The organism is Marinobacter lipolyticus SM19 (genome assembly GCF_000397065.2).
In the GTDB taxonomy this organism is placed as follows: Bacteria; Pseudomonadota; Gammaproteobacteria; order Pseudomonadales; family Oleiphilaceae; genus Marinobacter; species Marinobacter lipolyticus.
The window spans coordinates 316893-329063 of sequence record NZ_KE007317.1 but is presented as its reverse complement, the minus strand read 5'-3'; the positions used below and the strand labels follow the sequence as shown (position 1 = coordinate 329063).

General features: G+C 57.1%; 12 protein-coding genes. 6 read left to right on the top strand and 6 right to left on the bottom strand.

The window, feature by feature from the left end; genetic code table 11:
• Positions 1–3: 3 nt before the first annotated feature.
• Entirely contained in the window at positions 4–576 is a 573-nt protein-coding gene (locus MARLIPOL_RS07885; protein ID WP_012137524.1) for a DUF1285 domain-containing protein, read from the top strand.
• A 202-nt stretch (positions 577–778) separates the two neighbouring features.
• Positions 779–1240: an FKBP-type peptidyl-prolyl cis-trans isomerase gene (locus MARLIPOL_RS07880; protein ID WP_012137523.1), complete on the top strand. Its 462-nt coding sequence runs from the start codon at positions 779–781 to the stop codon at positions 1238–1240.
• A gap of 144 nt (positions 1241–1384) precedes the next feature.
• Here MARLIPOL_RS07880 and MARLIPOL_RS07875 read toward each other — a convergent pair whose 3' ends face one another.
• On the bottom strand, positions 1385–3037 hold the full coding sequence (locus tag MARLIPOL_RS07875; RefSeq protein ID WP_012137522.1) for an electron transfer flavoprotein-ubiquinone oxidoreductase: 1653 nt from the start codon (positions 3035–3037) through the stop codon (positions 1385–1387).
• 544 nt (positions 3038–3581) lie between these two features.
• Here MARLIPOL_RS07875 and MARLIPOL_RS07870 point away from each other — a divergent pair.
• Both MARLIPOL_RS07870 and MARLIPOL_RS07865 read left to right on the top strand, forming a co-directional pair.
• Positions 3582–4331 (top strand): electron transfer flavoprotein subunit beta/FixA family protein, encoded by a 750-nt coding sequence (locus tag MARLIPOL_RS07870; RefSeq protein ID WP_012137521.1) that lies wholly within the window; start codon positions 3582–3584, stop codon positions 4329–4331.
• On the top strand, positions 4332–5273 hold the full coding sequence (locus MARLIPOL_RS07865) for an electron transfer flavoprotein subunit alpha/FixB family protein (RefSeq protein ID WP_012137520.1): 942 nt from the start codon (positions 4332–4334) through the stop codon (positions 5271–5273).
• Positions 5274–5300: 27 nt separating this feature from the next.
• Here the strand turns inward: MARLIPOL_RS07865 and MARLIPOL_RS07860 are convergent, their stop codons facing one another.
• Both MARLIPOL_RS07860 and MARLIPOL_RS07855 read right to left on the bottom strand, forming a co-directional pair.
• Positions 5301–5762: a hypothetical protein gene (locus MARLIPOL_RS07860; protein WP_012137519.1), complete on the bottom strand. Its 462-nt coding sequence runs from the start codon at positions 5760–5762 to the stop codon at positions 5301–5303.
• A 12-nt stretch (positions 5763–5774) separates the two neighbouring features.
• Positions 5775–6101, bottom strand: coding sequence for a hypothetical protein (locus MARLIPOL_RS07855; protein ID WP_228677594.1), 327 nt, complete (start codon positions 6099–6101; stop codon positions 5775–5777).
• Between the two features lie 110 nt (positions 6102–6211).
• On the opposite strand from MARLIPOL_RS07855, the gene MARLIPOL_RS07850 reads away from it, so the two are divergent.
• Both MARLIPOL_RS07850 and MARLIPOL_RS07845 read left to right on the top strand, forming a co-directional pair.
• Positions 6212–6616, top strand: a complete 405-nt coding sequence (locus MARLIPOL_RS07850; RefSeq protein WP_012137517.1) for a hypothetical protein — start codon at positions 6212–6214, stop codon at positions 6614–6616.
• 3 nt (positions 6617–6619) lie between these two features.
• Positions 6620–7861, top strand: a complete 1242-nt coding sequence (locus tag MARLIPOL_RS07845; RefSeq protein ID WP_012137516.1) for a saccharopine dehydrogenase family protein — start codon at positions 6620–6622, stop codon at positions 7859–7861.
• On the opposite strand, the gene cydC is transcribed toward MARLIPOL_RS07845, so the two are convergent.
• From cydC to cydB, 3 genes are read right to left on the bottom strand one after another with little or no spacing between them, the layout of a single operon-like run.
• Positions 7858–9474, bottom strand: coding sequence for a thiol reductant ABC exporter subunit CydC (cydC, locus tag MARLIPOL_RS07840; protein ID WP_012137515.1), 1617 nt, complete (start codon positions 9472–9474; stop codon positions 7858–7860). The two genes, MARLIPOL_RS07845 and cydC, sit on opposite strands and share 4 nt — an antisense overlap.
• Positions 9467–11167, bottom strand: coding sequence for a thiol reductant ABC exporter subunit CydD (gene cydD / locus MARLIPOL_RS07835; RefSeq protein WP_012137514.1), 1701 nt, complete (start codon positions 11165–11167; stop codon positions 9467–9469). The genes cydC and cydD overlap by 8 nt, the downstream gene beginning before the upstream one ends.
• The gene (gene cydB / locus MARLIPOL_RS07830) at positions 11168–12169 is read right to left on the bottom strand and encodes a cytochrome d ubiquinol oxidase subunit II (protein WP_012137513.1); all 1002 of its coding nucleotides are present in this window, start codon (positions 12167–12169) and stop codon (positions 11168–11170) included.
• Positions 12170–12171: the final 2 nt, after the last annotated feature.

Here is a 12171-nt window from a genome sequence, read left to right as displayed (position 1 = left end):
CGCATGGCGCATAATCCGGAGAGCATAGCGAAACAGGTCGAACAGTCAGGTGGCGCCGGCAAGGGCCTGCCTCCTCTGGATAAATGGCATCCGGAATTGTCCGGTGATATCGATATCCGGATCACCCGGGATGGGCAGTGGGTTTATAACGGTGAGCCCCTGGCGCGAGAGGCTATCGTGCGACTGTTCTCAACCATCCTCCGGCGAGAGGACGACGGCGACTATTATCTGGTAACCCCCGTTGAGAAATGGCGCATCAGTGTTGAGGATGCTCCGTTGCTGGCCCATTCCCTGGAAGTGAAAGGGCAGGGAACTGATCAAACGCTTTACCTGACCACCAATGTGGGTGAAACCCTGGCAGTAGGCGCAGAGCATCCCCTGGCTGTTGGGCGCTACCCGGACAGTGACGAGCCGCGCCCGGTTGTTATGGTCCGGCACGGCCTGGAAGCCAGACTGGTCACTGCCGCCTTCTACGACCTGGCAGACCATGTCGTTGAGAGCATGACGGATGGCGACTCATCGGTTCTGGGTGTCTGGAGTGGCGGAAACTTTTATGAAATCGGGCGGGGGAGTTGAAAAGACTCACTTTGCCCCAAACAACTGACGGTAGAAAAGGCAGTCCGACACTTGTTAAACTGTATTTTCGATCTTGTTACCGAGCCTGGCTCTCTAACGAGGCCCGGTGGTCGTTAGTCCCTCTGTGCAGTCTGGCTGTTCATGATTACTCGCGATTACCCAAATTCAATTAAACAGTCATTGCGACACGCAAGGAGATCACATGGCCCAACCTCGTGTTGTCACCATCCATTACACACTCACTAACGACCAGGGCGAGCAGCTAGACTCTTCCCGTGTAGAAGGTCGTGAGCCTCTGACGTATCTGGAAGGTGCACAAAACATTATCGGCGGACTGGAAAGTGCGCTGAACGAAAAGAACGCCGGTGACCAGGCAAAAGTTACTGTCGAGCCCGGTGAAGGCTACGGTGAAGTTAACGAAGAGCTGATCCAGCCGGTTCCCCGTTCTGCATTTGAAGGCGTTGATACTATCGAGCCGGGTATGCAGTTCCAGGCACAGACTCCGGGCGGCCCTCAGGTTGTTCGTGTAGTTGAAGTTGGCGACGAAACCGTCACTATCGATGCCAACCACCCGCTGGCGGGTGAGACTCTGCACTTCGACGTAGAAGTAGTAGAGACTCGCGATGCGACCGACGAAGAGCAAGAGCACGGCCACGTGCACTAAGCTTTTCCGAAGCGTTATCGAAAAACGGCTCCTTTGTGAGTCGTTTTTTTTATGCCTGGAAAAAGTGTCGGATATGGTAAGGCCGTAATCCGACAAGCCAAAAAAAACGGCCCATGAAGGGCCGTTTTTTATCGGAAGCCGAACTTACATGTTCGGATAGTTGGGGCCACCGCCCCCTTCCGGAGTCACCCAGTTGATGTTCTGTGCAGGATCCTTGATATCACAGGTCTTGCAGTGAACACAGTTCTGGGCGTTGATCTGGAACTTCTTGCCGCTGCCATCTTCGGATTCAACCACTTCATATACACCAGCCGGGCAGTAACGCTGTGCGGGCTCGTTGTATTTGGGCAGGTTGTCCTTCAGCGGGATGTCCGGATCGGTCAGTTTCAGATGAACCGGCTGATCTTCCTCGTGGTTGGTGTTGGAAATGAACACCGAGGAAAGCTTGTCGAAGGTAAGGCTGTTATCCGGTTTCGGATAATCGATCTTCTTGCACTCGGACGCCGGCTTCAGGGTGGCGTAATCCGGGATGGTATCGTGCAGGGTGAACGGTAAGCTGCGACGCAGGATGTTCTGCTCGAAGAAGGCGATGCCGCCGCCCACGATATTGCCGAACTTGTGCATGGCCGGACCAAAGTTGCGCTCGTCATACAGCTCCTTGTAGAGCCAGCTGTCCTTGAAGCGATCGGCAAAGCTGGTGATTTCCTCCCCGGACTTACCTTCTTTCAATGCTTCGAACACCGCTTCCGCGCCCAGCAGGCCGGATTTCATGGCGGTGTGGGAGCCCTTGATCTTGGAGAAGTTAAGGGTACCGGCATCACAGCCCAGCAGCAGGCCACCCGGGAAACTCATCTTCGGCAACGAGTTGAAGCCGCCCTTGGTGATGGCGCGGGCACCGTAGGAAACACGCTTGCCGCCTTCCAGGAACTTGCTGATTTCAGGGTGCAGCTTGAGGCGCTGGAACTCATCGAACGGACTCAGGTGCGGGTTGCTGTAGGACAGGTCGGTGATCAGGCCGACATAGACCTGGCCATTTTCCAGGTGGTACAGGAAAGAGCCGCCTGTGGAACCGCTTTCGTTCAGAGGCCACCCCGTGGAGTGTACGACCAGGCCTGGCTCGTGTTTGGCCGGATCGATGTCCCACAGTTCCTTGATGCCAATGCCGTAGTGCTGGGGATCCTTACCTTCGTCCAGCTTGAAGTCATTGATCAGGCGCTTGCCCAGGTGACCGCGACAGCCTTCGGTGAACAGGGTGTACTTGGCGCGAAGCTCCATGCCCGGCATGTAGCCGTCTTTTTCGCTGCCGTCACGGGCCACGCCCATATCGCCAGTGATGATGCCTTTTACCTGGCCATCTTCAATGATGGTCTCGGAAGCGGCAAAGCCCGGATAAACTTCCACACCCAGGCCTTCAGCCTGCTCGGCCAGCCAGCGGCAAAGGTTGCCCAGGCTGATGATGTAGTTGCCGTGGTTGTGCATGTTCTTCGGCACAAAGGCATTCGGGATTTTGGTGGCCTTTTCCTGATCTTTCAGCAGGAAAATGTCATCCCGGGTGACCGGGGTGTTCAGCGGCGCGCCTTTCTCTTTCCAGTCGGGGAAGAGTTCGTTCAACGATGTTGGCTCGAATACGGTACCGGCCAGGATATGAGCCCCGATTTCGGAACCCTTCTCAACGACACAGACCGTCAGTTCTTCACCAGCTTCCTGCGCCAGTTGCATGACCCGGCAAGCTGCCGAAAGGCCAGCGGGCCCACCGCCGACGATAAGAACATCAAATTCCATCGATTCGCGTTCCACGTTGGTCTCCTCATTACTTCTATAATGGATATTATGTGCCCGCAGGCGGATAATTCAGGGGCGTTATCATACCGGTAAAAGTCCGTATAGACGACTCCCCAAAGTCGAATTGCCCGACTTGATAAGACTTTTGACAACCCCAAGGGTAGCGCATATCGAAAATCAAACAAACGTTTGTTTGAAATTGGGGCGCTCCTTTGGCATTGTTAGCAAAGATGCTAAATATGTGTTCTGAGTCATTTTTTAGTATCGTCTCACAGCTTGACCGAGTCAATACAGAGTCAATTGGCTGTGAAAACAGGCCTGGCGTGTCGAACGGGGCTATTGACCCCGTGCACCTTTGCCTGCAGTATAAGTCCGCCGTGACAGCGGGCCCCGCGTGAGGCAGCTGTTTGTAACGTTCGGTCTGAAGCCCCATAATTCTGGCCTCACATCGAAACGACAGGAATCGAGAAACACTCTGTTTTCCACATAGGTGGAGTCATTTTTTGGGAGTGTTTCTGATTGCGAGTCATTAAACCCATCGTAGAAGAACGAGGAATCTATGAAGGTTCTGGTCGCTGTAAAACGAGTTATCGACTACAACGTAAAGGTGCGCGTCAAGCCGGACAACACCGGCGTTGATCTCGCCAACGTCAAGATGGCAATGAACCCATTCTGCGAAATCGCTGTTGAAGAAGCGGTTCGTCTGAAAGAGAAGGGTGTTGCCAGTGAAATCGTGGTGGTATCCATCGGCCCGAAGGCCGCCCAGGAGCAAATCCGTACTGCTCTGGCTCTGGGTGCTGACCGTGGTATCCACATCGAAACAGACGAAGAGGTTCAGTCTCTCGAAGCGGCCAAGCTGCTGAAGAGCGTGGTGGAGAAGGAAGAGCCGAAGCTGGTCATCCTGGGCAAACAGTCCATCGATTCCGACAACAACCAGACTGGCCAGATGCTGGCCGCGCTGACCGGCATGGGTCAGGGCACGTTCGCATCGGAAGTGGTTGTTGAAGGCGACAAGGTCAACGTCACCCGTGAAATCGACGGTGGCCTGATGACCCTGGCGCTGAGCCTGCCGGCCGTGGTCACCACCGACCTGCGTCTGAACGAGCCGCGTTACGCTTCCCTGCCGAACATCATGAAGGCCAAGAAGAAGCCGCTCGAGTCCATGAGCCCGGCCGATCTGGGTGTCGACATTGCCAACCGTCTGTCCACCCTGAAAGTGGAAGCACCGGCCGCCCGTCAGGCGGGTGTGAAGGTCGCTGACGTGGCTGAGCTGGTCGATAAACTGAAGAACGAAGCGAAGGTGATCTAAATGAGCATCCTTGTAATTGCTGAACACGACAACAGCAGCCTGAAGCAGGCGACCCTGAATGTGGTAGCGGCTGCCAAGGCCATTGGCGGTGACATCGACGTACTGGTCGCCGGCGAGAACTGTGGGGCGGTGGCAGAAGCCGCGGCCAAGGCCGAAGGCGTTAACAAGGTACTGGTTGCCGACAACGCAGCGTATGGTCACTTCCTGGGTGAGAACCTGGGTGAGCTGGTGGCTGAAGTAGGTAAGGGCTATAGCCACATCCTGGCCGCTGCCGGCACCACCGGTAAGGACTTCATGCCGCGCGTCGCCGCGCTGCTGGACGTGGCCCAGGTCTCCGACATCATCCGTGTCGAGTCCGAGGACACTTTCGTTCGTCCGATCTACGCTGGTAACGCCATCGCCACTGTGAAGGCGAACGATGCCATCAAGGTCATCACCGTGCGTCCGACTGGTTTCGATCCTGTTGCCGGTGAAGGCGGTTCCGCCTCCGTTGAGCAGCTGGACATCGTGAAAGACGCTGGCCTGTCCGCCTTCGTGAATGAAGAACTGGCCAAGTCCGATCGTCCAGACCTCGGTAGCGCCGGCATTGTTGTGTCTGGTGGCCGTGGCATGCAGAACGGTGACAACTTCAAGATGCTGGAGCAGGTTGCTGATCTGCTGGGCGCCGCCGTGGGTGCGTCCCGTGCTGCTGTTGACGCCGGCTTCGTGCCGAACGACATGCAGGTTGGCCAGACCGGTAAGATCGTTGCCCCGCAACTGTACATCGCTGTTGGTATCTCCGGTGCCATCCAGCACCTGGCTGGTATGTCCGATTCCAAGGTGATCGTTGCGATCAACAAGGACGAGGAAGCACCAATCTTCCAGGTTGCCGATTATGGCCTGGTAGCGGACCTGTTCGAAGCGGTTCCGCAGCTTGAGGAAGAGTTGAAGAAGGTTCTGTAACTTTCTGAGCTCTCAGAAAAAAGGCACCTACGGGTGCCTTTTTTTATGCTTTCTGGAAATGATCCGTTTTTCCGCTTTGCTGATGATCAGCGTATCCGCCAGGATATGCAGCGCCCGATTGGTTGTACGTACGCCATGATAGATCTGTTGACTGGTCTGATCGTGGGTTTGTCGGGCCTTGCGGGCTGTCTGGCGGAACTGGTCATCCCGGGAGAAATGATCAATCAGGCCAAACGTGGTTGAGGAAATTGCTTTGTGGACCTTTTCTACAGCTGTGGCACCGCCGGTGACGGTTTCTTCCAGTAGCTTCGCACGGTTACGCACTTCCAGCAGGTCCATCCGGCTTTTCTGGATAGCGCTGTTTGCTGCAATGCGGTGGGAATTGACCACCCGCAGTCGGCGACGGCTGTCGAGCACTTGCCAGTATGTATAGGCCAGACCTGCCGAGCTTGCGGTCAACAGGGTGGCAGAGGCAATCAGAATAGACATGGGTTACCTCATTCAGCGATATTCGATGTGCATCTGTACGTCGATTTCACGTTCGTCCAGTTCCCGTTCCAACTCCTTCATCACTTCCTGATACACCATTTTGCGTACCATAACAGGCAAATGATCGGCCAGAACTCGGGCGGACCGGGATTCTCGCTTGGCAACAGAAATCGGATCGACAACGCGGAGCGTAAGGATCAGCTCGGGGTCCCGATCCGGTTCTGTGATGTCATCACTTTCCATCATCTGGGCGATGACTTTACGTTGCTCGCAGATCTGCCAGAACAGAAAGGCGCTGAAGATGGCAAGCAACAGACTCAGGATCAGTAACAGTGTCACCAAGGTTGACCTCCGGGACGTGTGTATTTTTCATTGTGTTTCCTGCAGTGTGCCGGATACATTGTGACAAACGATTGGCCGTGCCGACGGTCATTTTCAGGAGATATTACATGGTTTGGTTCAAGGCATTTGTGAGTGGCTTTATTGCGACTATTATTTTCCACCAGGGACTGTTTGCTTTGTTCTACCTGGGCGGCATGGTGCCAATGGCACCCTTCAATATAACGCCGGTACCGCCTTTTGGGGTGCCGGCGGTGGTATCACTGGCGTTCTTCGGAGGGCTGTGGGGTATTGTGCTTTGGGCCCTCCTGGGACGTCTTGTCGGGATGAAATTCTGGCTGGGCCATGTCATTGTGGGTGCTGTCGGCCCCACTGCAGTGGCCATGTTGGTTGTATTTCCCCTCAAAGGTCTCGATGTCTCAGCTCAGAGCTGGGTCGGTGGGTTGCTGCTGAACGCTTTCTGGGGCCTGGGTGTTGCGATATTTATGCATTTATTCCAACGGAGAAAAGGATAATCAATGACGAAATCAACGCAGACAACCTATGACTTGGTGGTCTTTGGGGCAACCAGTTTTGTGGGCCAGATACTCACACGTTACTTGCTCGAGGCATACGGAGTGGGTAAGTCCGTGTCCTGGGCCATTGCGGGACGCTCCGAGAGCAAGCTTGCCACATTGAAGGAAGATCTCGGTGGCGACGCTGCGGATTTGCCGGTCATCATTGCGGACGCTGCGGGGGAAGCTGATCTGCAGGCCATGTGTGACCAGACACGGGTCATCATCTCCACCGTTGGTCCTTATGCGTTATACGGCGAACCCCTGGTGCAGGCCTGTGTGCGCACCGGCACCGATTACTGTGACTTGACCGGCGAAGTGCAATGGATTCGCAAGATGGTGGAGCGCTATGAGGAAGAGGCCAAATCCTCAGGGGCCCGGATCGTTCATTGCTGCGGCTTTGACTCGATACCATCGGATATGGGTGTGTGGTTCCTGCAACAGCAGGCGGAGCAGACCTTCGGCGCCCCCTGTCGCGATGTCAGGATGCGAGTGAAGGCGGCGAAAGGGGAGTTCTCCGGCGGGACGGTGGCCTCCATGATCAATATCGCCAAGGAAGCGGCTTCCGACCCGAAGCTGAGGAAAGAACTGGCGAATCCCTTTTCCATCTGCCCACCGGATCACCGCTCCCAGGCTCGTCAGCCAAGCCTGAAAACCGCGGAATATGATGAGGACTTTGGTGTCTGGCTGGCGCCGTTTGTCATGGGGGCCATCAATACCCGCGTGGTGCATCGCTCCAACGCATTGCAGCAAGCCCGTTACGGCAAGGAATTCACCTACGACGAGGCCATGATGACCGGGCGCGGCATAAAAGGGCGCCTGACGGCCTATGGCATTACCGGTGGCCTGGGAGCATTCTTCACGGCATCGGCTCTGAAGCCCACACGCTGGCTGGTAGAAAAGTTTGTTCCTGCACCGGGTGAAGGGCCAAGCCCCGAAGCGCAGGAAAATGGCTACTTCGACCTGCGTTTTATTGGCAAAACCGAGGACGGACGCACCCTGATAACCAAAGTCACCGGTGACCGTGATCCAGGCTACGGTTCCACCGGAAAAATGTTGGGGGAAGCGGGTATGTGTCTGGCTTTTGATGTACCCGCCGAGCAACCGGGCGGTTTCTGGACCCCGGCCTCGCTGCTGGATGGCAAACTGATGGACCGGCTGACCAGCAAGGCAGGATTAGCCTTTGAGCTGGTTGAAACCCGCTAACCCGGCAGATGGATCACGCGGTCGGTGCCCGGAAGGGCATCGGGCCCGTGGGCCAGACTGATCACGGTTTTCCCTTCCAGAAGCAAGTCCATTCGTTTCGCAATCCGTGCCCGGGTTCCGGCATCCAGGCCGGTAAACGGTTCGTCCAGTATGACCACCGGAGCCGGGTTCAACAGCACTCGTGCCAATGCTACGCGCCGAGCCTCCCCCCCCGATAAGCGGCTTCCTGAGCTGCCCAGCCAGGTATCAAGCTGGTCGGGCTCTGGGGCGAAGCGATCTGCCAGTTCCACCACTTCCAATATGCGCCACAGTTCGGTCTCGCTGGCGTTCGGGGCCCCCAACAGTAAGTTGGCTCTCAGGGTATCCTCGAACAGCACGGTTTTTTGGGTGAGATACACTAGGTCCCGCGTGGCCAGATTGCCATGGGCGGCTGGCAGCAGCCCGGAAAACACATCCGCCAGGGTGGACTTGCCGCTACCGGAATAACCCAGGATGCCCACACGCTCGCCAGCATTGACCTCAAGTTCAAAATGAGTGAACAGCGGGGCGTGGCCCGGATGTTTTACAGCCAGATTTGTTGCGAAAAGGGCCGCGTTCGCTGGTAAACCTTGAGCACCGGTATCCCGAGCCGGTTCCTCTGCCTGACAATCCCGGTTCAGACGACTGGCTGAGGCAGCCGTTGCCCCCAATTTGCCGAACGCGTCAGGCAGCATGGCGTAGATTTCCGCGAGGCCGAGCAGGGCAATAGGCAACAGGACCAGCACCGGCCCGGATACCACTCCGGCACGAAACAGAGCGAAACCCGCCCATAGGGTCAGAACCGCTGAGAGATTAATCAGCAGATGTGAGCCGGCCAGGTGCCAGCCTGCCAGGGTGTCCGCCTGAGCTTGCTCAGACGTCACTTGGTGGGCCTGACGCATCAGCCACGCCGCGTGCTTGCCGGTTCTGCCGGCAGCGGTCAGCTCGGCAAAGCCCTCGATGTACTCAATCACTGCCGTTCGTAATGATTCCTGACAGTCGCTCTGTCTTGCGGCCAGATGCCGTGTTCTCAGATAGGTGCCGATCGTGGCGATAAGAAACGCGACCAGCAGCACAAGTCCCACCAACGTTGCTGTCTTTATATCAAACAGAGCGGCCGTCAGAGCGACAACGAGGGCGGTAACCAACGCGGCAAGCGCTGTTGGTGCAATCAGCCGGAGGTACAGGGTATCCAGAGCATCGACATCGCTGGTGAGCCTGGACAGCCACTCGGCTCCGGTCAGTTGCCTCCTGTGGCGACGGCTGGCCGAGGCCAGACTCTGAAACAGTGCCACCCGGATGTCTGTAAGCAACCGCAAAACCGTATCGTGGTTGTATACCCGCTCCAGATACCGGAACACCGTTCGGGACACCGCAAAAAAACGGATAGCGCCACCGGGTACATACAGATTGATAGTCGCGGCAACGCCTGCGGCCAGAAGCATCCCGACCAGTGCTGTCTCAGTGATAAACCAGCCAGAAACCGCAAGCAGTCCAATGCCGGAGAGCAACGTCGCCATAATCAGAGCGCCCCCCATCACCAGTCTGCCGGGACGCTTGAAAATAAGCGCCAACCACGGTTTGAGGTCACGCATTGCGAACCTCCCCATCGGAAACCAGCAGCACCCGATTGGCCAGTGTCAGCAGCGCCTGGTGATGGGTAGAAAAGATCAGTGTTTTACCGGCAACCGCCAACTTGTGTAGAGCCTCCAGTACAAACACCTCGCTATCGCTGTCCAGACCGGCGGTAGGCTCGTCCAGAAGGATCAGGTCGTAATCCGCCAGAAAAATACGCGCCAGACTCAGGCGCCGGGCCTGTCCGCCAGACAGGCCCTGGCCGTCTTCGGACACGAGACTGTTTATGCCCTCCTGCCGACTGTCCAGAAGTGGACCCAGGCCAACATTGCGCAGGGCCGTATCGATGGCAATGTCCGAGGCATCCGGCGTAGTCAGGCGGAGATTGTCAGCCCAGGTTCCCTGAACCAGGAAGCCTTTTTGCCCCAGCCAGCCAAAACGAAAACTGCCGGGTGGCTGGGCGAATAGATGAATTCTGCCACTGTCTGGCGCCATGAAACCGGCCAGCAGGTGCAAAAGGGTCGATTTCCCGCCACCGGAAGGGCCGGTGAGGGCAATCACTTCGCCGTTGGCAACCACCAACGAAACGTCCCTGAGCACATCCTGGTTCGCCCTGAACGTCACCGAAACTGAGTCCAGCTCAATAACGTCACGCGCACTGCCGGGATTGGCGGTTCCAGCAAGCTGCCGATGGCTATCCACCGGCGTGGTTAGTCGTTGCAGGATTTCTGCGCCGGCACCCAGGGCGGCAGCGCGATCATGGTAATGCTGGGAGAGCGTTCGTAATGGCTGAAAAAACTCAGGTGCCAGTAACAGGATCAACAGCCCGGAAAACAGCGTCAGTTCCTCCGAAGGGCCATAAGTGATGTAGCCCAGCAAGCCAAAGCCGATGTAAATGGCAATCACCGCAATAGCCACGGACGCAAAAAATTCCAGTACCGCCGAGGAAAGAAAAGCCACCCGCAGGGTTTTCATGGTGATGCGCCGGTAATGGTCCGAGCGATTACGGATGAGCTCCGTGGCGTCGGCCGTCTGGCCAAAAAGCTGAAGGGTTGTGAGGCCCCGCACCTTGTCCAGAAACTGCCCCGACAGCCGGCTGATGGTCTCGAAATGTTGCTGGTTCAGCTTTTCCGCGCCCATACCCACCAGCGCCATGAACAGCGGGATCAACGGCGCTGACAGGATCAGAAACATCCCGGCCAACCAGTCCAGCCAGAACACCAGAACCAAGATCAGCATCGGCACCACAACCGACAGCATCATCTGGGGGAGAAACCGGGCAAAGTAACCATGCAGGGCCTCAACATGGCCAATCCATTCCCGCGCCAGGGTTCCTGCTGAAGACTGCCCCAGGGCAACCGGCCCCGTCGCCTGCCAGTGCTTGTGAATCTGGCGGCGGGCGTCACGCCGGACCTGTTCACTGCAACGGGCGGCAAGTCGAGTCTGGAAACCCTGTCCGATAGCGCGGATAAATAGCGCCAGGATCAGCCAAAGGAAGAGCGGGGTGAGATCCGCAACCGGAACCTCGTCAATGACGCCCAGATGGATAATCCGGGCGAGAAAGACCATCTGCGCGATCGTGGCGATACCGGCAACTACGCCCGCCACAACCGTACTGCGAATCCACAGACGGTTGCCACGGGCCAGTTCCGACAGCCATTGCCTGACGGCCTGCTGACTGGTGGGTGAGGTTATGTCACCCGTCTCAGCCACTTAGTGATAGCCCTCGCCGGCGCGAACCTTGCCCCGGAACACCCAATAAGTCCAGGCGGTATAGACCAGCACGATGGGAATTACGAACAGCAGCCCCAGCAGCAGGAACAATTGGGACTCATAGGCGGAGGCTGCATCCCAGAGGGTGTAATCCGGCGGTACCACATAGGGCCAGCGGCTGACGATCAGGCCCAGGTACGTAAAGATGAACAACCCCATGGTCGCCACGAAAGGCATACCCTCAAACCGATTGCGGACTGACCGGAAAATCTGGAAGGCGCAAAGCAGTGTCAGCACCGGCAGGACCCAGATAACAGTCAGGCTGGAGAACCAGCGTCCCCGCACCAGGTCATCCACGAACGGCGTCCAGACGCTGATAATCCCGAACACCACCAGCACCCCGGCCAACAGTGGCAGGGTGATCCTGTAGGCCCACTCCTGCAGCCGTCCCTCAGTTTTCATGATCAGCCACGTGGATCCCAGCAGGGCATAGCCGGCGAGCATGCCGAGGCCTGTAAGCACGGTGAACGGCGTGAGCCAGTCGAGAGCGCCCCCAACGTAAACCCCATTAGCCGTTTCAAAGCCCTGAATATACGCGCCAACCACCGCGCCCTGGGCAAACGCCGCCAGGGTGGAGCCGCCGGCAAAGGCCCAGTTCCATAGATAGCGGGACGTGCGGGCCTTGAACCGGAACTCGAACGCCACGCCACGGAAGATCAGACCGGCCAACAGCAGGAACACGCCAATATAGAGCGCGGGCAGGAAGATCGAATACACCATCGGAAACGCTGCCAACAGACCAGCGCCACCCAGAACCAGCCAGGTTTCGTTACCGTCCCAAACCGGTGCGACTGAGTTCATCATGGTGTCCCGGCTTTCCTCAGAGGGCGCGAAGGGGAAGAGAATGCCAACCCCGAGATCGAAGCCGTCCATCAGCACATACATGATGATGCCGAAGCCGATAATGAATGCCCAAATCAGGGGCAGATCAAACAGTTCCATAA

Excerpts from the sequence above, each read along its gene's own strand:
- MARLIPOL_RS07870 (WP_012137521.1), top strand. The coding sequence starts at position 3,582 with ATGAAGGTTCTGGTCGCTGTAAAACGAGTTATCGACTACAACGTAAAG.
- cydC (WP_012137515.1), bottom strand. The coding sequence starts at position 9,474 with ATGCGTGACCTCAAACCGTGGTTGGCGCTTATTTTCAAGCGTCCCGGC.
- MARLIPOL_RS07845 (WP_012137516.1), top strand. The coding sequence starts at position 6,620 with ATGACGAAATCAACGCAGACAACCTATGACTTGGTGGTCTTTGGGGCA.
- cydB (WP_012137513.1), bottom strand. The coding sequence starts at position 12,169 with ATGGAACTGTTTGATCTGCCCCTGATTTGGGCATTCATTATCGGCTTC.
- MARLIPOL_RS07850 (WP_012137517.1), top strand. The coding sequence starts at position 6,212 with ATGGTTTGGTTCAAGGCATTTGTGAGTGGCTTTATTGCGACTATTATT.
- MARLIPOL_RS07885 (WP_012137524.1), top strand. The coding sequence starts at position 4 with ATGGCGCATAATCCGGAGAGCATAGCGAAACAGGTCGAACAGTCAGGT.
- MARLIPOL_RS07860 (WP_012137519.1), bottom strand. The coding sequence starts at position 5,762 with ATGTCTATTCTGATTGCCTCTGCCACCCTGTTGACCGCAAGCTCGGCA.
- MARLIPOL_RS07880 (WP_012137523.1), top strand. The coding sequence starts at position 779 with ATGGCCCAACCTCGTGTTGTCACCATCCATTACACACTCACTAACGAC.
- MARLIPOL_RS07865 (WP_012137520.1), top strand. The coding sequence starts at position 4,332 with ATGAGCATCCTTGTAATTGCTGAACACGACAACAGCAGCCTGAAGCAG.